This window comes from Bradyrhizobium altum, from assembly GCF_020889705.1.
Classification (GTDB): domain Bacteria; phylum Pseudomonadota; class Alphaproteobacteria; order Rhizobiales; family Xanthobacteraceae; genus Bradyrhizobium; species Bradyrhizobium altum.
Window position 1 is genome coordinate 1 of sequence record NZ_JACMYP010000159.1, and the last position, 21,153, is coordinate 21,153.

Genomic DNA, 21,153 nt, shown 5'->3' on the forward strand with positions numbered 1-21,153 from the left:
GATCCATCCAGAGGAAGGCTCCCGCTATCGTTGCGATATCAAATGACGACGTTGGTCTGTTTACGTCTTCAGACCTCGACACCAAAAACTCGATGTTCTCGACTCCCGAGGCGTCCGCCAGCCGCCTTGCTTCCTTGAGCATTTCGTCGCTCGGATCGACGGAAAGCACATTCGCAACCGAACGCGTCAGGGGAATGCTGATTAGTCCTGTACCGGCACCAAGATCGAGTGCACAACTGCTGGTATCTAGCCTGCAAAGCCGAACCAACGATCGGAAGAGGTCGTCTGAATAAGGAATCTGGTGCCGCGCATAATAGGGCGCCGCACCAAGATACACTTCACTTGCTACGATCATACTTAGCTCCGTACGTTTCGTCTGAACCAAACTCATCGGCTCTCAAAGGGGACAACCGGTAAAGCTGCCTCCCGGCGCACGCCGAAAGAGCCGATTTTCGCAGCACCTAGGTTCAGTAAGCTTCGTCGGCGGCACCCGAGAGAACAGGCAAGTTGATGGGTTCGACGGCCAGAGGCGGTTGAAAGCTGTTCGTTCGACGATCGGCGAGCCCCTTCCATTAGGAAGTAGGGAGGGGAATAGAACGCTAGCATCTCTGCATGCGAGCGAAGTCATCAGGCTCCCCGTGAGAACCGGATTGATGTTGCATGCCACACTCCTTAACGAGCCACGCGATGCGCGACAATTAATTGATACTGCTCTGATATCGTGTAGCTCAATTACTAAATGTGGTAGTTGGCGCGGTGCAGATTGTATGTCTCGGCAGAGAATTGATACAACCCAGAGCTACTTGTATAACGCGCCCACGCGCTCGATTAGCCGATGCGTCCTACCGAGTTAATCAGTTAATCGCGCTACACCAGCGTTGATCTTGCAGCCATTCGCGCGTCAATCAGTCCTCGGCATACGACGCCACTGCGCCTGACCCTCGAGTACGCCGCGGAATCTGCACAGGCACAGGTCAAGGTTTGTACAAGTCCGTATGTTGTCGAATGAGCTCCTCTTTTCTGTCACGCAACATTTGCGGGCCCTTGCGAAAAGCGTCGCGACCAACGGCGGCCGGGTTGGTATTTGAGCGCGGGCCCGGCGAAGTCGAGTGATCTGAACGATCACTTGAAGAAGCGCTCGTTCAATGAACGAAGGACTAGCCATGACCGTTCAGAAGGCCAACAGCTCATTCACGCGTGCTCCTCACGTCGTTGCTGCGCAAATGCCGCATGTCGGCGTCAGGCCTGAACACGGGCTTATCGTCACGCGCGAGGGGCGACCATTCGCGACGGAAGCCGGCAATACGTGTCGCGTGATCGCGCCGATCCCGGCTTGATAGGAGCACGTTTCCCTCTCGTTGAGCTTGGAGGGTACGACACATCGCGAGCTTACTCAGAAATCTACGTTCCTATGTGAAATCCATAGGAGCCTATGCTTGTGCCTATAAGGGGGGCTTCAGTGTCAGCAAAAACCGCTCGTGCCAGTATCTACCGAAATGAATCTGATCTTTTGCCGTTGATGCCATCCGGCCGCTTGATGGTATCGCGATGGATCGCGACTAGCACTCTGGTGGGCTGCGCATTTTGGTGCTCACCTTCCGTGGCCTACGCCGACTCTTCGGAGGATCTGAAGCAGGAGCTGAGGCGCCTGCAAGCTCGCGTTCGCTCACTCGAGGCTACCGAACAAACGCGAGCTCGCAACGATTCGGCTGCATCCAAGGTGGCGAGGCCAACTCCGAAAGAAGCGGAGGCTCGGGCACGCGATGAAGGCGCGCGGCTCCATGCTCAAGCCGCCGATGTACCCGTCGCTAAGATCCCGGTAGACTACGTCAAGATTTGCGATGCGTACGGTCCCGGTTACTTTTACATTCCAAGCGTCCGCACCTGCCTCAACATCAGTGGCTATGTGAGAAGCGACACAGGTACAGGGAACACGACGACTGGTTCCGACATCGGCATCTATCGGAGTGGCATTCTCCATGGTGCGAGCGATCGCGGGACGCGCAAAGACTCTGAAAATATCGAAGCTTCCGTGAATTTCGATGCGAAGACAGCCACTGATTGGGGTCTGTTGCACTCGCTCGTCAACTATCGCGTTGACTACGCGACCGCTGCCAGCCAAACCGCCACGTCTTCCGGTGTTCCGTCGATCACGTTCGATCGAGGCTACTTGGAAATGAATGGCTTTAAGGCCGGTCGCGACGAAACCAACTATAATTTCCTGTTTTATAGAGACATCTTCTACAGCAATATCTTTTGGCAATTTGAGCCCTTCGTCGACTACAAGGTGAACCAAGCGGCCTATACCGCCAATTTCGGCAATGGTTTCACTGGCACGATCTCTGTGGAAGATCCGACCACCGGTGGCACCAACAGGTCAAACTCGCTTCCCTCGGCCGCCATAGGTCGGAGGAGTGGCGCTTCGTTTGTCTACGGCTCTATGGATCTTCCGGACCTCATCGGCAACCTGAGGGTATCGCAAGCGTGGGGAGCGGCTCAGCTCTCGGTCGGTTATCATCAGGACTATGGCTCGGTAGCCACTCCATACACTGCGAATGGTTACGGCGGGCAGGCTGCTGTCAGCTTCAACGTACCGGCGTTAGGCGCTGGCTCCAGGCTGGCGTTCCAGGGCGCCTACTCGATCGGCGCAACCAGCCTCGCGTACAGTTGGGGTTATCAAGGTGGCGCCTTCGGCATTTCCAGTGCCGATCTCGGTGCTGATGCTGCCGTCGCCAACGGCGTCCTGCAACAGGCCCGCGAGTGGACGGTCGGCACGGTGTTTGAGGTACACATGATGCCGACTGTGGAATTTGACGCGTCGTCAGCCTACTACTCATTCAGAAACAGGAACACCGCCGGCACCCTGGCCTTCACCGGTTTCGAAACTAGCGCGCAGATCAAGTGGACCCCAATCGGTCCGGAACTGCAGATCATCCCAGAGCTCGAATACCGCCACATTGATGTCTCGGCTGCTACGGTTGCAGCCGGCAATGCCACATTCAACAAAGCGGACGCCTACGTCTTCGACATGCGCTTCTTGCGCAAGTTCTGATCCTCGAATTGGGAAATCCGATTTCAGCCAGCGCCTGGTGGCCATCCTCGAGTTTATCTTGGACCGCGGTGTCGCCTACGTCCGTGGCCAGAGCGAGGCATCTGAGCGACCATCGAGAACACTCGGCGTCCTCACCTATGCGGATCGTATGCATCAAAAACACCTTTGTCCCCAAGGAGCGGTCGGGAAACTATGTTCAAAACGGTTGACAAAGGCCATAGGAGGTAAACACACCTCGGTGCCGTCGTGTAGTGCTCGCTCACCAGCGCCGACAGCGTGTGTGCGCCGACTTGTCATTCGGCGTGCGTTGCGCGCTGCGTGTCCCTCGAACATCGGCACGCATCGATCAGGCTCGATGCGTGCCTGGGAAAGTCGGCCCGGCTGGGACGTCAGCATCAGCTCGAGGTCGGGCCGCAGCGCTATCATCGATCGCCTCTGACCACTGCTCGTGCCGCCACTGCAGCGCCACGGCATAGGCGTATGGCTCGAGCAACCCGACGCACGACGAGAGCACTGGCTTCGTCCGGTCTGCTCGTGCGCCCCGACAGCTCTCTTTGCTGCAGACGCGCTCGAAGATCCTCGCCGCGAGTCGATAATGTGGAAGAAGCCTGCAAGAGGGCGATTTAACTATCTCGTTCTTCCAATCGAGCACGTTTGTATGCAGACGGACTAATTCCGGTAATATAGACTGCTACAATGCATATCAGAAATCCGAGAGTGGCCTTGATCGTTATCGACTCTCCGAACATAACATACGCCCAGACCGCGGTAACTGGCGGGGTGAGGTATATCAGGGTTGCAACGTGGCTGGCGGCGCTTTCCCTTAGGCAGAACCAGTAAAGACCGTACCCCATAGCGGTTGTGAGAAACACGAACCAAAGAACCACCTCAACAAATTGCGCCGTCAGGTGAGGAGTGATCCCTCCATCCTGAATAGCTAGAGGCAGCGTACAGATCGCGGAGATGGCGCTTTGGATCGCCAAAGCGGCAAGTATAGGCATAGAGGTGGCGGTCCGCTTTGAAAGAAGGGTCGCCGAAACAAAGCATAGAGTGGCTACTACGGCCAATCCATACGCCCAAAGTGGAGCGTGGCCGACGGCCCCTCCCGTAGCCAGTGCTACACCTGCAAGCGCGACCACTGATCCTACCCACTGTCCTATAGAAATCTTCTCGCCCAAAACTGGCCCCGCAAAGATAGCCGTCGCCAGCGGCTGCAATGCAGCGATTAAAGCGGTTGTCGCAGGGGGAACACCTGTTGCGACGGCCTTCACCGCTAAAGTTATGAAACAAAACATTGCTAAGAAGCCAAGAAAGACCTGCTTCGCAATCTCACGGAGCGGCAAGCCCATAGCTAGTGACACGGCCAGCCATGGTGACAACATCGTCGCGACGAGAGCAAACCGCCAAAACAGCACCAAATAAATCGAGTCGTTGGCACCGATCATCCTCGCACCAATGAAGCCTGAGCTCCATGCCAAGACCAAGCCAGCTTCTGCAAGCATCTTCTTTGCAGTTACCATTTTTTGGAATCCTCGAAGTGATACGTAGCTCGCCAGTCGATCTCACAAGATCAACAAGCTCCGAGGTCGATCATCGAGGCGTTACAATTTGTTGTCGAAACGATCAGAAAGAAGGGATAACCGGCTATCTTGTATAGCAGATTCGTAGGGTTAGCGGTTTGCCTCGCCGCAATCCAGTCTGGTTCTCGCGATGCTTGGCTGTAATGGCTAGGATGGGTTCCTAGATGTGCATAGGATCAGTCACACCATTCGTCGAGATGCTACCGCCTGACTGATCAAAAGCCCGACATCGAGCGATTTCACCGGATGCGGCGGTCTCGGCGCCATTGCCGCAAGCTCACAGAGTGCACAGTTGGCATGATGCGCGAGGAATTTGATCGTAGCGATGGCCTTCTCGTCTTCTCCATCGACTGGGTTGCGACGAGCCTGCGGTTGACCTCAGCCGCATAAGACGTTCCTCTGGCGGCAGATTGTACAACAACCCGCCTTGTCCAGGAGGCCTTAGGTTCCTGTCACATAGTGTTTGCATGGATTGGGCAAGGATGCGTCCCGATGCTGCGCGGACTTGTTGCTGTTGCCACCAAGTTCATGAGAACGGTCGGTGATCAGTTCGACGGCCACTATGACGGACTTGGAACGTAGATGTTAGCGCAGAGAAAGATGCTGAAAATGAAGCCGTCGTCACTCGCAGGCGTCGTCCTCTTCACTTTGGTCGCCGCATCAAACGAGCTGCGGGCTGCTCAAATAGAAATTACAGTTGATACTGCGTTCGGCGAATATTTTGAGATGCACAAAGCGATCGCCGCAAAATTCATGGAGGCTCACCCTGACATCAGGGTTGCCTTCAACAATCCTGCCTCTAACTACGATGAGCTGTTCCAGCGCACGATCCGCGGAGCGATCACTGGCACAGTCGCGGACGTGAGTTTCCAATTCTACGGTTACGTGAGGCCGCTCGTCGACCGCGGCCTGCCGCTCTCACTAAGCAATTTCATTGCGGCCGAGCCCAATTGGAATGACCTGGGGTACCTCTCAAAAAGTACATCGATGGCCCAAGTCGGCGAGGAGGTCTATGGGGTTCCTTTCAACACTTCGATTTCCTTCATCTTCTACAATAAATCTCAGGTCCGGAAAGCTGGAAGAGATCCAGATGCGTTTCCACAATCGTGGAATGAGATTGCGAGTCTCTCAAAAAGCATAAGCGACATCTCTGGTCCTGGAACAGGCATATATATCGACTACTACTACATCGCCGCAAACCTTACGTTCGACGCGCTCATCGAAACGCAGGGCGGCAAGATGATGTCGGACGATCTCACGCAGATTGCGTTCGATGGTCCTGAGGGAGTCGCGGCGCTCAGAATACTGCACAAGCTGGGAGCCTCGGGCATGATTGACACCACACGCAATCAGGCCCAGCAATCGTTCAAAGCTGGCGCCTTGGCAATGTACGCGTCCACGTCGGGTGACATACGCACGTTCAAGGACGCCGCGGAGGCAGCTGGGTGGCAACTGGGTTGCGCGGCATTTCCGCTTGCGTCAACTGACGGCCGGTACCCTGCGGGCGGTAACGCGGGCATGATCATGACCAAAGATGCGGCCAAGCAAGCGGCCGCTTGGGAGTATATCAAGTTTGCGACCGGCGAGATTGGACAGCTCATGGTCGCCAAATTTACCGGCTACATGCCTAGCAATCGCAAGACAATCGAAAATCCGGAGTTCCGAAATACGCTCTATGCTGATCCTTGCTATAAGACTGCGGTGGATCAGTTGGCCCACGTTACAGGACCGTTCACCTTTCCTGGGCCGAATGCGCAGCGCATTTCTGCCACGATCCGGGACCTCCTTCGCGAGGTAGTTACCCAGAACAAAGCGCCGGCTGCAGTGATGCCTAAGCTGGTGAGCGAAGTGAAGGCGCTCCTTCCGCAATAAATCGGACTACCTTATCGTTCAGGCGAGCAAGTAGCACGCTACGGACGACTTATGCAGACATCGAAAGCAGGCCCATATGCAGGAAATCATCCGAAACGCTCGCATTGTTCTGGAAGGCGAGATTATTTCTGGCAACATTACTGTTGCTGACGGCGTCATCTCCGACATCGCCACGGGTAATATTTACAACCAGAAGGGCGTGGACCTTGAGGGTGACTATCTTCTCCCAGGTCTGATCGACGTCCACAGTGACAACATTGAAAAGCAGATATCTCCACGACCCAACGTCACCTGGCCAAGCACGTTCGCTGCGATGGCGCACGATGCTAATGTGATCGGAGTGGGTGTCACGACAATCCTTGATGCCATTTCGCTGAGTGACCCAATATCGCTTGGCGGCGGTGATGGAAGTCGCACCAAGCTCGCTCATGAAATCATCGATGGCATCCGTATGTGTCAGAAGGTCAACGCGTTCAGAGCGGAGCATCTGTTTCACATACGCTGTGAGCTCAGTGACGCATACATCGTGGATCGTGTTCGCCAGCTAGGTGAAGACCTTCCCATCAAGATGTTTACGCTCATGGACCACACACCTGGACAAAGAGTGTTCCGAGACATCGAGACTTGGCGCAACTACAGGAAGAAGGGACGAGGGCTGAGCGAGTGTGAACTCGATCGTATGCTTGCTGCCGAGGTCGAGGCGCAACGCCGATACGCTGCGCCGAATAGGCAGGCGGTTGCTGCGATCGCGCGAGAGCGGAAGATCGCGCTGGCTGGGCATGATGATTCAAGCGTAGAAGAGATCAACGAGGCGTTGGCGCTTGGCAGCTCCGCTACCGAGTTTCCCACGACGATTGAGGCGGCCCGGTTGGCCCATTCTCTTGGCATGAAAACCATTATGGGGGCGCCGAATCTCGTTCGCGGCAAATCCCATGTTGGCAATGTGTCGGCGCAGGAATGTGCCGAGAATGGTGTGCTCGACATCCTGGCTTCTGACTATATGCCGGTCAGTCTGCTCCAGGCGGCATTCATGCTTACTTGCGATCCGATCGGATACTCACTACCCCAAGCAATCGCTACCGTTACATCGAACCCTGCGAACGCCTGTGGTCTGGAGGATCGCGGCAAGATTTCAATTGGCGCCAAGGCGGATTTGATCCGCGTTCGGTATAGTGATGGCTTACCTGTGCTGCGCACTGTCTGGCGGTCCGGTAACAGAGTGCACTGACCATGGTCAGTGCCTCCGGTAAGGTGGTTCTCACACCGTCCTTAGCGACCTAGCTGCAGACAAAGAAGGGGCAGACATGGCAGATGTACAGATTGTTGACCTAGGCAAGGCATTCGACCAGATAACTGTCCTCCAGAATGTCTCACTCCAGGTTGCTGACGGGGAGTTCCTGACGTTGCTTGGGCCAAGCGGCTGCGGAAAATCGACACTGCTGCGAATACTGGCAGGGCTTGAAGTGCAGGGTAGTGGGTCGGTGTCTATCGGCGGGCGCGTGGTGGACGGGGTTCGTGCGAAGCATCGGAACGTAGCCATGGTCTTCCAGTCCTATGCACTGTATCCGCACATGACGGTGGCGCAGAACATGGCGTTGCCGCTCAGGATGCGCAGGTTGACCGCGTTACAGCGGCTGCCTGTGGTGGGCGCGCTATTACCCGAAACGAGGCGGATTGGCGCGGAGATCGCTGTAGAGGTGACCCAGACGGCAGGTGCTCTCGGGATTGCCCATCTGCTGGATCGGAAGCCTGCCCAGCTGTCCGGCGGCCAGCGGCAGCGTGTCGCGGTAGGGAGGGCAATGGTGCGGCATCCGACGGTCTTCCTGATGGACGAGCCGCTGTCGAACCTCGACGCCAAGCTCAGGGTCCAGATGCGGGCCGAGATCAAGGAGCTACACAGGCGCCTTGGGGTGACTTTCATCTACGTCACTCACGATCAGGCGGAAGCTATGACTCTGTCGGACCGGGTTGCAGTTATGCTGGAGGGCGAGTTGCTACAGGTGGCGCCGCCGCAACAAATCTACGCCGATCCGGCCGAGCGCCGGGTTGCAGAGTTCGTCGGCTCGCCAAAGATCAACATGTTGGAGGGCGTAGTGCGCGAGCAGGGTCTGGTTGATGTAGCTGACTCAGCACTAGCTATCGACGTTGAGGGCGAAGCGGGTGCCGCCGTGATGCTGGGTATCCGGCCGGAGGCGTTCTATGTCGCGGATCGTGCGGGACCGGGGGCGCTGACGGGGACGGTGAGGCTGGTCGAGCACATGGGCTCGGACCTCTATGTCCATCTCGATATGCGCGGAGTCGTCGAAGCGGTGATCGCAAGGCTGCTGGCCGAGCGGGCTCCTCACATTGCGATTGGCCAGGTGGTCAATCTCGGTGTGCGGCCTGATCGGGTGCTGTTGTTCGCCAGCGACGGCTCACGTATTCGGCCCCGACGGCCGACGTTGGCGGCAACCGCCAGCGTAACGCCGATCGGAGAGTATGTGCAATGACGGCTGCGATCGACGTCTTCTCATCGGGGCCGGATCGGACGGGCGCAGCCGGCAAGCTGGGCAGGGGAAACCAGGCAGGATCACCGCGCGACGTGCTTCCCGGCTCGAAGAGCCGCATCTTGCATGGGCCGAAACTAGCCGAGACGTGTGCGGCATGGGCACTGGCCGGGCCGGCCTTCTTGCTCCTGATCGTGCTGTTCCTCTTGCCTGTGATCGCCGTCTTCATCATCGCCCTTACCGATTGGCAGTTCGGAGCGCTGTCGCCCAAATTTGTCGGGCTGGCCAACTTCCATGAAGTGTTTTCCGACGAAGGCTTTCGCATCTCGCTGTTCAACACCATGGTCTATGTGCTGATCGTGGTACCAGGCACGGTTGTCCTCGGTCTTTTGATCGCCTTACTCATCGAAAGTGGGCAATCCTTCCGTGCCTTCTATCGCGCTGTCCACTTCCTCCCGTACATGGCCACGCTTGCCGCAATGGCGGTCGCTTGGGAGGCGCTACTGCATCCCACTATTGGACTCGTGAACCAAGCACTCTCCGCCCTTGGATTGCCGACAGCAAATTGGCTGCGCGACCAAACGACGGTTCTGCCGGTGCTGGCCGTCATCGGTATTTGGCAAAACCTCGGTTTCGCCATGGTACTTTTCCTAGCCGGGCTGAAGTCAATTCCGCAGGATCTTTATGATGCCGCCGATATCGACGGCGCCGACCAGTGGCTGGACCGGCTGCGTACCGTAACGTTGCCCATGCTTGGGCCGGTCTCCATGTTCGTCGTCATCGTGGTGGCGCTGCGCGCCTTCGAGGTCTTCGACACCGTGCAAATCCTGACGCAAGGGGGACCGGGGCATTCCTCGGAAGTGTTGCTTTACACGCTGTATCGCGAAAGCTTTCAGTATTTGAGAACAGGTTACGGTGCAGCCGTCACAATCGTCTTCCTGGTCATCGTGGTGGCCCTCACCCTCATCCAGGCTCGCTTTATGGACAGAAGGGTGCACTACAAATGAGCGCCGCACACGGTTTCGTACGTCCCGCGACAATCGCCCGCCATGCCGTGCTCCTTCTGACGGCAGCCTTCATAATGCTGCCTTTCGTCTGGATGGTCTCGCTCTCCCTCAAACCATCGGATGAGATTTTTCGCGCCTCCTTCTCTCTGCTGCCGGACCAATGGTATGCCCTCGAGAACTACAAAAGGGTACTCACCTCGGCGCCACTGCTACGTTACATGCTTAACGGCGTCATCGTCTGTGCAGTCATTCTCACCGTGCAGATTCTGATCTGCGCCCCTTGCGCCTATGCACTTGCAAAACTTGAGTTCAGAGGTCGTGACGCGCTGTTTGCCCTCGTCCTGATCGGTCTCCTACTGCCCCAACAAGTATTAGCCCTACCGCTCTTCATCCTCGGCTACAGTGTGGGCGTCCTCAATACCTATGCTGCGCTGGTCTTTCCCTTTGTCGTGTCACCATTTGGCATTTTCCTGTTCCGCCAGTTCTTCAGGTCAATCCCAGATGACATCGTCCACGCCGCCCGTCTTGACGGGCTTTCTGAGTTGGCGATTGTCTGGAGGATAATGATGCCCATGGCCATGCCAGCGGTTATTGCGTTCTCGATTTTCTCCATCGTGTCGCACTGGAACGATCTGTTCTGGCCTCTTATCGCCGTTAATGATCAACGACTGATGCCGCCCCCACTCGGCATCATGGCTTTCAAGAATGAAGAAACCGGCACTGACTACGGGCCGCTAATGGCTGCCTCGAGTCTCGTGGTCCTTCCGCTCATCGTAGCCTTCCTCGCTGCCCAGCGGTGGTTCGTCGAAGGAATAGCCAAGGGTGGCGTCAAAGGATAGCGAGGCGGTCAGCAACCGTTGGCTCAAAAATCGATGAGGATGTCGAAGTATCTCCCATCATATCTGGTGACCGAGAACTCGATGGGAATCTTCCTCTCATCAATTGCAAGATGGATTATTTCGAGCATTGGCGTTGAGCGCTCGATCCCGAGGATCTTTGCGTCTTGAGTAGTCGGGGCGACCGCGCGAACTCGTGCGCTCTTCCGATTAATCTCTTCGACGCCATAGTGCTTCATAGCGGCCGAAATAGATCCCGTGCTCGCAATCAATTGGGCTATTCCCTCGAATCTCGGAAGCGGATAATAGCACCACGAAAGGGCAATGTTCCGTCCGTCGAGAATCCGCACCATTTGCAAACGGATGAGGGGATGGCCCTTTGGAAGACCCAGCGGGCTTCCAAACTTTATCGCCTGGACTAGATCCACTGAGATCAAGCGATATCGTAACGAGCGACCATGTCTTGTCGCAGCGCTAGAAAGCTTCGTCGTGCGGCCCATTCGGTAAGACAGGCTTGGCTCACGAACAAATATTCCCTTCCCTTGTTCGACGCGAAGAAGCTCGTCATGCTTCAATTGCTCCACAGCGCGCCGAACCGTATGCCGATGCACCGCAAACTGCTGCGCGAGTTCTTCCTCTGTCGGTAGCCGACTGCCTGGCGTAAATCTCCCGTCGGAAAGCCATTCTTCAAGTTCCGCCTGAATCTGCTTCCAGCGCGGCGGCGAGGCTGAGCCACGATCAGAATGCGACCGGAGCGCTGCGTGACGTGGTGCCATTGAAGTTCTCACCAGCTCAGTTGGGGAATAGGCCGCTTCCTTCTCTATACAACCCGAGCGGTCGTTGAAGGATGACCACGCTGATTGTCACGGATCCGTTATAGAGAAGGAGGAAGTTCGACCGCGAATAATGCAGTGTATCTAGCTTGGGACATCAACGAAAGTGCTCGTCGCAACATACAATATCCAGTACGGGGTCGGTCGTGACAAAAAGCTCGACCTCAAGCGCGCCATCAACGCTGTTGCCAACGCCGATGTCATCGCGCTGCAAGAAGTCGACGTGAATTGGGATCGGTCCCAGAATCAAGACCAGGTCGCTCTGATTCGTGACATGTTGCCAGACCACGAAGCGGCTTGGGGACCGACAATCGACGTGCGGAAGTCTTCCGGGAGCAGCCTGAGGCGGCAGTTCGGCAACATGATTTTGTCGCGGTATCCGATTGTGTCGATCCGGAACTATCTTCTGAGCAAATACGGTGCATCTGTCTACATGGACCTGCAAAAGGGGGCGCTGGAAGCCTTGATCGATACGCCAATCGGGCTCCTGAGGTTCTATTCGACCCATCTTTGTAGCGCGTCGGTCGAGCAGCGTCATCGTCAACTCGAATGGCTCCTCGACCACCACAAGAAGGCATCAGATGAAGGTCCCGTCCTGGCGGGGCAGCATCCAACAGATGCCACCTGGACTTCCGAGCCTGCGCTTCCCCCGATGCCCTCCGGCGCCATCCTGCTGGGTGACTTCAATTTCGAGGACGCGACAGATTCATATGCTGCCGTGGTGGGCGAGCGCTCAAAACGAGTCGGTCATCTCACCAGACGCGGTGGGTTCGTTGATGCTTGGACCGTTCACCATGGTTTCTCGGACGCCTCTCGAGAGGCAGGCTGGACGGTCCTGTCACCCTACAATTGTCGCGTCGACTACTGCTTCGTCAGCGAGAGCCTGACGGGAAAGATCAAATCGGCGGTTGTCGACAAGGGTGCTGATGGGTCCGATCACCAGCCTTTGGTCGTCGAGCTTGCTGCATGATCTCCGCCATCGCTCCAGTGGAGCACAAGTTTCGGTGATAACGAGAATGCAAGAGACGATCGAAAGCGAGGCTCCTGCTTCGCCATCTCAGGAGTTCGGCCGACCGGATTGGCTCGGGGTTCTGGCCAAATCGGCGGCGGCTGACCTCAATCGGCTTGCTTCGACCCTCGTTCGGCATCTGTCTTGGACCTGGTTAAGATCCCCAGAAACGGGGCTCGTCATGGTCCGAGGGCGGATCGGCGGTAGTGGCGATCCGTTCAATTTCGGCGAGACGACTGTCACTCGGTGCGCCTTGCGCCTCGCGGATGGAGCCGTTGGTTATGGCTATGTGCAAGGCACCGATGGGCAACATGCGAGGCTTGCCGCATTGGTGGACGCGTCACTCCAACGCGACGACGAAAACAGAGTTCCCTTGTTGGAAGTTATTGAACGGTTGCGTGAAACCCAGGCGCGGCTCCGTCGAGAACGGCGCGCGAAGGCCGCCTCGACGAAGGTGGAGTTCTTCACGTTGATCAGAGGCGAGAATCTGGAATGACCGTAGTTGCAGCGATGTCCGATATCCATTCAGGATTCAGGGATCCTGTGCTTGATAGCCAGGATGCCTTTCGCACCGTTCTGTCATGCAATGCGTACCCTGGTCGAACGTTTACGCTCAGTCGCAGTGTCGATGGTCCAAGTCCTTTCTGCATAGCGACAGCAGCACTTTGCCTCACGCTCCTGGATTTCGAGACATTAGTTTGGCTTGAAGATGAAGTGAGGACGGACAAGATCGTTGACTGGCTCACCTTTCATTGCGGCTCGCCTCTCACAAAAGACCACCGAGAGGCGCAATTTGCAATCGTCGCTAATGCCCAATCCATTCCGAGCCTCCTCGAATTTCGGACAGGCGAGATCGAGTCGCCGGAATTGAGCTCGACTCTGATAGTGCAGGTGCCGTCGCTCGTGGATGGTCCCGTGACTCGATGGTCAGGACCGGGAATCCGGGACAGTATTTGCCCGCGAATTGGAGGCCTTTCCGCTCAACTTTGGTTGGATCGTGAGATGACCAGAGAACTCTATCCTAGGGGACTCGACGTCTTTTTCACTTCCGGGTCCTCAATTGTGGGATTGCCACGCACCACTAATGTGGAGTTCTAGATGGCCTATGTTGCTGTGAAAGGTGGCGAGCAGGCAATCCTGAATTCCCACAAGCTGATCGCAGAGGAGCGCCGCGGCGATCCGACCGTTCCTGAGCTGAGTCTCGAGCAGATCGGTGACCAGTTCGGACTTGCCATAGACCGAGTGATGAACGAGGGCTCCATCTATGACCGACGCCTCGCAGCACTCGCTTTGAAGCAGGCGCGCGGAGACTCGGCCGAGGCAATCTTTCTCTTGCGAGCGTATCGTACGACCCTGCCGCGGATTGCGGTTTCGGAGCCGATCGACACGACGCAAATGACCGTTCGCCGCCGGGTGTCTGCGACATTCAAAGATATCCCTGGAGGTCAGCTCCTAGGACCGACCTACGACTATACTCACCGGCTGCTGGATTTTAGTCTCGCGGAAGGAGGTTCTAAGGAGTGTCTCGAGACACCGAATACCGAGCTTCCGATTGATTCCGACTTGTCGAGGGTACTAGATATTCTCGACGACGAAAATCTTGTCGAGCAAGCTGTATCCCACCACGGCGGAAAAGAGCCTTTTGATCTCACTCGCTCGCCTAAGCGACTACCTGCTGGACGCGACCAGCGTTTGCAGAATCTAGCGCGAGCTGATGAGGGATTCATCGTCGGCCTCGCGTATTCCATCGCAAGAGGCTACAGCGGATCTTCGCATCCTTACGTGGCCGAGATTCGTCTAGGCGAACTAGATGTCGAGATCATCCCGGAAGACCTTGGATTTCCGATCGCGATAGCTGAGGTCACGGTGACCGAATGTCAGATGATCAGTCTTTTTCACGGATCTGCCAGCACCCCTGCTCATTTTACGCGCGGCTATGGACTCACATTCGGCCATTGTGAGCGCAAGGCGATATCGATGGCACTTGTCGATCGAGCGCTCCGGGCGCGCGAGTTCGACGAAGAGGTGCGCTATCCGGCGCAAGACGAGGAGTTTGTGCTTTCCCATAGCGACGGCGTTGAGGCTACAGGACTAATCTCTCACTACAAGCTTCCTCACTATGTCGATTTTCAAGCCGATCTGCAACTGATCCGCAAAATGCGTGCCCAAACAGCTGGGAAGCAAAGTCCCTCAGACGATAGATGATCCAGGTTATGAGCTCGAATACTGAAACCAGCAAAGGTTATAACTTCGCCTATCTGGACGAGCAGACCAAGCGCATGATCCGCCGTGCACTGCTCAAAGCGTTGTCCATCCCAGGCTATCAAGTCCCGTTCGGCGCCCGCGAGATGCCTCTTCCGTGTGGCTGGGGCACGGGTGGAATTCAGGTGACAGCGAGTGTCATCGGCCCGGCGGATCGTTTGAAGGTCATCGACCAGGGCGCAGACGACACGACCAACGCGATATCGATTCGACGTTTCTTCAAGAAAGTTGCTCAGATCGTCACAACAGAAAAGGTCGACGAGGCGACAGTCATTCAGACTCGGCATCGTGTACCGGAAACGGCTCTCATCGAAGGGCAAATACTTGTGTACCAAGTTCCACAACCCGAACCTCTGCGAGGGATCGCACCTCGCCAGATTGAGTCACGTAAGCTGCATGCCTATGCGGAGTATGGAGCCATGCAGGTGACGTTGTATGAAGATGTCGCTCGGTTCGGATATATAGCACGCATCTACGAATATCCGGTGATGGTCAACGGCCGGCATCTGATGTCGCCGAGTCCAATCCCGAAGTTCGACAATCCGAAGATGCAGAACAACCCGGCCATCCAGCTTTTTGGATCAGGCACGGAGAAGCGCATCTACGCGGTACCGCCCTACACGAGTGTGCGGAGTCTCGACTTCGATGACCATCCGTTCGAGGTCCAGAAGTGGAAGCAATCCTGCGCCTTCTGTGGGTCTGGCACGTCCTATCTCGACGAGGTGATTACCGATGACCGTGGTGGACGCATGTTCGTGTGCTCCGATACCGACTATTGCGCCAAACGCCGCGGAGCACAGCCAGGAACGAGCGAGGTGGCTGGCAGTCCGGCCGGTGCGACTGCAGGGAGTTCATCATGACCGCAGCAGCCAAGGTTGCGACCCGACGGATACTTCTAGATGTCCGCGGTGTCTCAAAATCCTATGGCGGCCAAGTGGGCTGTTTGGATGTATCCTTTGCGCTGTATCCTGGCGAGGTTCTCGGGATTGTCGGGGAGAGTGGATCGGGTAAGTCGACATTGCTGGCCTGTCTGGCCGGACGACTTGCTCCCGATACGGGCTCGATCGCTTACGACACGAAGGAGCGCGGCTTGGTCGATATCTTGTCGCTGTCCGAACCCGAGCGCCGACGATTAGCGCGAACGGACTGGGGTATCGTGCACCAGAACCCACGCGATGGAATCAGGATGGATGTCAGCGCCGGCGGCAATATTGGCGAGCGGCCGATGTCAATCGGCGCCCGCCACTACGGTAAAATCCGCGCGGAGGCGCACGAATGGCTAAACAAGGTCGAGATCGATCTTGCTCGCACCGACGACAAGCCGAGGACGTTCTCTGGCGGCATGCAGCAGCGGTTGCAGATCGCGCGTAACCTCGTGACGCGGCCACGACTGGTGTTCATGGACGAGCCGACCGGCGGATTGGATGTCTCTGTGCAGGCGAAGCTGCTCGACGTGCTTCGCGGGCTGGTTCATGAGCTCGGCATCGCGGCCATCATCGTCACACACGATCTTGCCGTCGTGCGCTTGCTTGCCGACCGCCTGATGGTCATGCAACGCGGTCGGGTTATCGAGGAGGGGCTAACCGACCAGGTGCTCGATGATCCGCACCAACCCTACACCCAGTTGCTCGTCTCGTCGGTACTGCAAGTCTGAGGCGTGAAGGAATGCCAGCCAGAATGAACACCAAAGATATCCCCCTTCAGGCTCGCGGCCTGACAAAGCGATTCATCCTCCACACGCAGGGTGGGACGGAAATTCCCGTGTTTGATGGTATCGATCTTAAGGTTGCCTCAGCAGAATGCGTCTGCCTGCATGGACCATCTGGTGCCGGCAAGTCGACACTGCTGCGTTCCTTGTATGCCAACTACAAGCCCGATGCCGGCAAGATCCTGGTTCAACACGACGGCAGTATGGTCGATCTGCTGGCGGTCGAGCCTTGGGAGGTGATCGAGATCCGGAGACGAACCATCGGCTATGTCAGCCAATTCCTGCATGTGATTCCGCGAGTGCCGGCGTTGAACATTGTTGCCGCGCCCGCGATCATGAACGGCGTCGACGCAGACACGGCGTACAGCGCCGCCCGTACGCTTCTTTCGCGGCTACGCATCCCAGAGCGGCTCTGGTCGCTAGCACCGGCAACCTTCTCTGGCGGCGAGCAGCAGCGTGTGAATATCGCCCGAGGTTTCATCGTAGAATACCCGGTCCTGCTTCTCGACGAGCCGACAGCCTCGCTCGACGACGCCAATCGCCTGACCGTGGTCGAGCTAATCGACGAGGCCAAGGTGCGCGGCGCGGCTATCGTTGGCATCTTCCACGATGGGGGGGTGCGCGAGGCTGCCGCCGACCGCCTGTTCGAGGTGGGCCAGCCATTGGTTCAGAAGCGACTGCCCAATACGGCAGCGGAGGCGGCCGCATAACATAATGCCCGAATCGTCATCGGTCCGCTACGCGATCTACTACACGCCGGCTCAGAAACATCCGCTCACCGAGGCCGCGAGAGCTTGGCTCGGGCGCGACGCGTTCTCTGGATGTTCACTGGCGGTTCCAGTTAAACTCGGGCCTGCGGGCGGCCCTCACTTGTTTCGTGACACCATGACCGCCGCGCCCCGCCGCCACGGGTTCCACGCGACCCTTAAGGCACCGTTTCAGCTCAGGGAGAGCTGCTCGGTCGAGGAATTGGAACGCGCTATCCGCAGGTTTGCGGCGGCTTGGCCTCCCTGTCCAATCGGCCCCCTAAAGATCAAGCTTCTGAGCGGCTTCTTCGCGCTGGAGCCTGTGGGTCCTATTCCCGCTTTGCGTGGATTGGCTTCACGCATCGTCGAGAAGTTTGATGTCTTCCGCGCGCCTTTGAGCCAGAGCGAACTTCGACGACGTTTGCGCAGGCCGCTCGACGAGACCGAGACAACCTATCTCGTGCAGTGGGGCTATCCCTACGTCTTCGATCGTTTCCGCTTCCACATGACTCTGACCGATCGCGTTCCCGCCCAAAGCAGGCCCGACGTACAGCAGGAATTGAATGCAGTCTTTGCACCGCTGCTCTCTGAAGACTACCGCGTCGATGCTCTATCTCTCTTTGTCCAGGAACATTCCCATTCAGATTTTGTCGTGCGGTCGCAGTACGCCTTGTCGAGCCGTCCCCTCAAGGAGGCAGTGATCTGATGACCTCTGCGCGCGGGCACTTGGTTCTCGTTGTTGGCCCCAGCGGTGCGGGCAAGGACACCCTGATCGATTACGCCCGAGCCCGGTTGCAATCGGATACTGACTTCCATTTCGTTCGCCGGGTCATTACTCGGTCTCCCTCTATCGGCGAAAATCACGAGCCTGTCAGCATCGCAGAATTCCAATGCCGAGCCAACGCAGGAGCGTTCGCTTTGCACTGGCAGGCCTATGGATTCTCTTACGGTATTCCCTCGACGGTCGAACGTCAGCTCTGTCGCGGCACCGTCGTGGTCGCCAATTCCTCCCGGGCCATCGTTCCCTTGGCCCGTCTCCGCTACCCGAAGCTCCTCGTCATCAATGTCACCGTGCCGGTTGAGGTCTTGTCCAGGCGCCTGGTGGGACGCGGCCGCGAAAACGCTTCATCACGCAAGCAGCGGCTTGCGCGAAGTGACATTGATCTGATCGAGGGAAGGGACGTGCTGCGCATAAACAACGTCGGCTCCTTGGACGTCGCTGGTGAACAGTTCATAGATGCGCTTCGCGCTTGCCGTCCAAGGAGAGACGATCGCGAGCACTCCTTACTACCGGAATAACCGCGCCAAGCGTCGTAACGAGAGAGGGGAAAGAAGGAATACCGAGCTTCGGGCGCAATCGTTATCGTGAGGCCCCGGCACTTTGCCGCGATCAAGCTTCTGCGACTTCAGAACACTTCATTCCTCAACGCCGCTCGCGGGCATTGCCCGGACGCCGCAGCCAGCGTCATCTTCCACGACCGTGAACCGTGGCCGAGAAGGGCCTTGATGAGAGCCACTGCGCTCAAGCAAACGTTCGAGCTTGACCGTGAGAGATGGTCGCGTACTCTGCTTCGTTGCGAGACTGCTTCCCACTACTGAACAGACTGACAATCTCAGGCTGGACGGTCGTCGTCCAATTCAGAGCCGCGCTCAGATCGGTCGCGCCGCGACTACCATAATCTCGACGAGCGTGCCGGACGAAAGAGTGCCGCCCGTGCAGGACCGTTGTGGCCAATGCTGATTGTCGGCCCCGACCCATTTTTTCCATTCGAAATCGAGAACTTCTTTATCATTGAGGTCGGCAAGAATAATTGTCGCCGATAGGAGGTATCGCTTATCACTTCTGAGCGAGGCCAAAGTCCGATCAATCTTAGCGAAGGCCGCAACAGTCTGCTCTCTTACGCCAAGGCTTTTATCGTCTGACGTGGCCACCGCCCAAGCAAGACTGCCAAAAGCAGAACCAGAACTCCGGCCTGCTGCAACGCCCGCCACACGCTGAATTTTGATTTCATCATCCATTGTACACTCCAAATGTCATCGTTTTGAGAGTTGGCCGTGAGGGCGGGTCTGATGCATGTGCTGCCGAAACTGCAAGGCTCACAGCCCAGACACCCTTATCTTGGCTGTGCTCGGAGCGACCACCGAATCGCTAGAGATGACGCCGTAGAGCCATCGAAGACCGTCCGAACATTCTCATCCACCTTGCTTCGCTCAAAAGGGTTGTGCCGAGCCCCACACACGTCGTTGAGCAGCACTAGTGCAATCGAGCATCGTTTCTCTGCTGAACATGCGGCTGAAGCGGGAGGTCAGCCATGCGCGGTCTCACGCGCACCGGCGTTACCACGAAGCAAGTCAGATATTCGAGAAAGTCCGGCCCGGACTTTCTCCCGTTGGGGCGCTCCGATGCAAACGCGAACCGCCTCCGGCGGCGTCGCGGTGCCAACCTGATAGGCGTCGCTTGTGTTAAGGAGGACGCCGTTCTCTCGCGCGGTCTTTGCAAATGTTCGTCGATTCCATGGCGCTGGAATCGTCAGCCACAAATGTGGAGAAAATGGTCGAGATCTGTAGTTCAAGCCATCAAAGATCTCTGCGACCAGGTCTTGACGCTTGGATGTTTCGTCCTTGACCCCTGCCACAAGACGATCGATTTCAGCGGTTTCAATAAGTCTGGTCAGCAAGACCGCCGATAGCGGAGTTGCCATCCAAAAGGTCATACGCTTTGTCGAGCTAAATACTTGGTCGACCGCCGCGTCTGTGGGCGCGGTTAGTAGACAGATTCGAAGTTGCAAGGACAGGGCCTTCGCTACCGTAAACATATACCAGGTGATGTCAGGCGCGAGCTCTGAAAGGCTTGGAATTGCATCTGTCGAAAAGAGGCCATAAGCGTCATCCTCTATGACACTTACATTGTGGCTGCGACATATTTCGAGAATGGCCACTCGCCGTTCCAGCGACATTGTGCTCGTCGTTGGATTGTGCACGGTTGGCATGCAGTAGAGGGCCATTTGACAATGCTTCGCTTTGCAGACTTGAAGCAGTGCCTCCGGCATCATGCCTTCATCATCCATCGCGATCGCAACGGTTTGGATTCCAAGAAGCTCAGATATGACCTTCACCGACGGATACGTAAGCTCCTCCAATAAGAGGAGGCCTTGACGGCCGACAATGGTCGACAAAAGCATGATCAGTGCGTCCTGCGATCCGTGTGTCACAACCACTCTGCTAGGATCCGGTGCTGATCCGAGGCGCTTGGCCATCCATGAGGCTGCTGCCTTGCGGTCGCCGTCGGTTCCTTGGTATCGGTGAAACCGGAACGCCTGATCGATGCCGGCTACTTTTTTCAAATCGCCGAGCATCTGCTGGATAATCGATGCACGTTCTGTCGACTCGGGTGGAATGTCCTGATACAGGTCGATGTGGGTCCCCTTCAGGACGTCTAGGCGAAATTCATCGTCGGTCCGTACAAACGATTGTCCGGCACTGAGAGAGAATCCCATCTGAGCTTCCGACATAGTTGTCTCCTAATGACTGCTGAGGAGTAGCCGATAGGTCAAAGGCACGCCGATTCAATGAAGAAGGGAGGCGATCACCTCAAGCGCACTCCTGACGTCGCGAGCGGAATCTGGGCTCCCCAGGACAATTCTAATTCGGTCGATTTGATTGGGTGGAGAGACCCAGAACATTGAGCCCGGACGAAGGATCACCCCTAAAGAGCGAGCCGCGGCTACAAACCGTTCCTCTGTTGTGCCGCTTGGCAACCTC

The 21,153-nt window shown here is 56.9% G+C and carries 20 protein-coding genes; 15 read left to right on the plus strand and 5 right to left on the minus strand.

Going from position 1 to position 21,153, the window contains the following annotated elements:
• The coding region (locus H8B02_RS30650; RefSeq protein WP_229169641.1) for a class I SAM-dependent methyltransferase at positions 1-355 on the minus strand (355 nt) is incomplete at its 3' end.
• A 1,245-nt stretch (positions 356-1,600) separates the two neighbouring features.
• Here H8B02_RS30650 and H8B02_RS30655 point away from each other — a divergent pair.
• Entirely contained in the window at positions 1,601-3,052 is a 1,452-nt protein-coding gene (locus tag H8B02_RS30655; protein WP_229169642.1) for a porin, read from the plus strand.
• 623 nt (positions 3,053-3,675) lie between these two features.
• On the opposite strand, the gene H8B02_RS30660 is transcribed toward H8B02_RS30655, so the two are convergent.
• A complete protein-coding gene (locus tag H8B02_RS30660) occupies positions 3,676-4,572 on the minus strand; it encodes a DMT family transporter (protein ID WP_229169643.1) in 897 nt (298 codons plus the stop codon).
• Between the two features lie 660 nt (positions 4,573-5,232).
• On the opposite strand from H8B02_RS30660, the gene H8B02_RS30665 reads away from it, so the two are divergent.
• The 5 genes from H8B02_RS30665 (at position 5,233) to H8B02_RS30685 (ending at position 10,836) form a co-directional block, all read left to right on the plus strand.
• On the plus strand, positions 5,233-6,504 hold the full coding sequence (locus tag H8B02_RS30665) for an extracellular solute-binding protein (protein WP_229169644.1): 1,272 nt from the start codon (positions 5,233-5,235) through the stop codon (positions 6,502-6,504).
• 76 nt (positions 6,505-6,580) lie between these two features.
• On the plus strand, positions 6,581-7,732 hold the full coding sequence (locus H8B02_RS30670) for an alpha-D-ribose 1-methylphosphonate 5-triphosphate diphosphatase (RefSeq protein ID WP_229169645.1): 1,152 nt from the start codon (positions 6,581-6,583) through the stop codon (positions 7,730-7,732).
• Positions 7,733-7,808: 76 nt separating this feature from the next.
• Entirely contained in the window at positions 7,809-8,993 is a 1,185-nt protein-coding gene (locus H8B02_RS30675; protein WP_229169646.1) for an ABC transporter ATP-binding protein, read from the plus strand.
• Positions 8,990-9,997, plus strand: a complete 1,008-nt coding sequence (locus H8B02_RS30680; protein WP_229169647.1) for a carbohydrate ABC transporter permease — start codon at positions 8,990-8,992, stop codon at positions 9,995-9,997. The genes H8B02_RS30675 and H8B02_RS30680 overlap by 4 nt, the downstream gene beginning before the upstream one ends.
• Positions 9,994-10,836 (plus strand): carbohydrate ABC transporter permease, encoded by an 843-nt coding sequence (locus tag H8B02_RS30685; protein WP_229169648.1) that lies wholly within the window; start codon positions 9,994-9,996, stop codon positions 10,834-10,836. Before H8B02_RS30680 ends, H8B02_RS30685 begins: the two co-directional genes overlap by 4 nt.
• A 23-nt stretch (positions 10,837-10,859) precedes the next feature.
• Here the strand turns inward: H8B02_RS30685 and phnF are convergent, their stop codons facing one another.
• Complete coding sequence (gene phnF / locus H8B02_RS30690) at positions 10,860-11,609, minus strand: phosphonate metabolism transcriptional regulator PhnF (RefSeq protein ID WP_229169649.1); 750 nt, start codon at positions 11,607-11,609, stop codon at positions 10,860-10,862.
• Between the two features lie 163 nt (positions 11,610-11,772).
• Here phnF and H8B02_RS30695 point away from each other — a divergent pair, with 163 nt between their 5' ends.
• From H8B02_RS30695 to phnN, 9 genes are read left to right on the plus strand one after another with little or no spacing between them, the layout of a single operon-like run.
• Complete coding sequence (locus tag H8B02_RS30695; RefSeq protein ID WP_229169650.1) at positions 11,773-12,636, plus strand: endonuclease/exonuclease/phosphatase family protein; 864 nt, start codon at positions 11,773-11,775, stop codon at positions 12,634-12,636.
• A gap of 46 nt (positions 12,637-12,682) precedes the next feature.
• Positions 12,683-13,171: a phosphonate C-P lyase system protein PhnG gene (gene phnG, locus H8B02_RS30700; RefSeq protein ID WP_229169651.1), complete on the plus strand. Its 489-nt coding sequence runs from the start codon at positions 12,683-12,685 to the stop codon at positions 13,169-13,171.
• Between the two features lie 14 nt (positions 13,172-13,185).
• Positions 13,186-13,773: a phosphonate C-P lyase system protein PhnH gene (gene phnH / locus H8B02_RS30705; protein ID WP_229169660.1), complete on the plus strand. Its 588-nt coding sequence runs from the start codon at positions 13,186-13,188 to the stop codon at positions 13,771-13,773.
• The gene (locus H8B02_RS30710; RefSeq protein ID WP_229169652.1) at positions 13,774-14,880 is read left to right on the plus strand and encodes a carbon-phosphorus lyase complex subunit; all 1,107 of its coding nucleotides are present in this window, start codon (positions 13,774-13,776) and stop codon (positions 14,878-14,880) included.
• A gap of 8 nt (positions 14,881-14,888) precedes the next feature.
• Positions 14,889-15,797, plus strand: a complete 909-nt coding sequence (locus tag H8B02_RS30715) for an alpha-D-ribose 1-methylphosphonate 5-phosphate C-P-lyase PhnJ (protein ID WP_229169653.1) — start codon at positions 14,889-14,891, stop codon at positions 15,795-15,797.
• Positions 15,794-16,591: a phosphonate C-P lyase system protein PhnK gene (gene phnK / locus H8B02_RS30720; RefSeq protein ID WP_229169654.1), complete on the plus strand. Its 798-nt coding sequence runs from the start codon at positions 15,794-15,796 to the stop codon at positions 16,589-16,591. The genes H8B02_RS30715 and phnK overlap by 4 nt, the downstream gene beginning before the upstream one ends.
• A gap of 23 nt (positions 16,592-16,614) precedes the next feature.
• Entirely contained in the window at positions 16,615-17,355 is a 741-nt protein-coding gene (gene phnL, locus H8B02_RS30725; RefSeq protein ID WP_229169655.1) for a phosphonate C-P lyase system protein PhnL, read from the plus strand.
• Positions 17,356-17,359: 4 nt separating this feature from the next.
• Positions 17,360-18,097, plus strand: a complete 738-nt coding sequence (locus tag H8B02_RS30730; RefSeq protein ID WP_229169656.1) for a DUF1045 domain-containing protein — start codon at positions 17,360-17,362, stop codon at positions 18,095-18,097.
• Positions 18,097-18,690, plus strand: coding sequence for a phosphonate metabolism protein/1,5-bisphosphokinase (PRPP-forming) PhnN (gene phnN / locus H8B02_RS30735; RefSeq protein ID WP_229169657.1), 594 nt, complete (start codon positions 18,097-18,099; stop codon positions 18,688-18,690). The genes H8B02_RS30730 and phnN overlap by 1 nt, the downstream gene beginning before the upstream one ends.
• A gap of 351 nt (positions 18,691-19,041) precedes the next feature.
• Here the strand turns inward: phnN and H8B02_RS30740 are convergent, their stop codons facing one another.
• Complete coding sequence (locus H8B02_RS30740) at positions 19,042-19,410, minus strand: Rid family hydrolase (protein ID WP_229169658.1); 369 nt, start codon at positions 19,408-19,410, stop codon at positions 19,042-19,044.
• A gap of 287 nt (positions 19,411-19,697) precedes the next feature.
• The gene (locus H8B02_RS30745) at positions 19,698-20,903 is read right to left on the minus strand and encodes an aminotransferase-like domain-containing protein (protein ID WP_229169659.1); all 1,206 of its coding nucleotides are present in this window, start codon (positions 20,901-20,903) and stop codon (positions 19,698-19,700) included.
• Between the last annotated feature and the right edge of the window lie 250 nt (positions 20,904-21,153).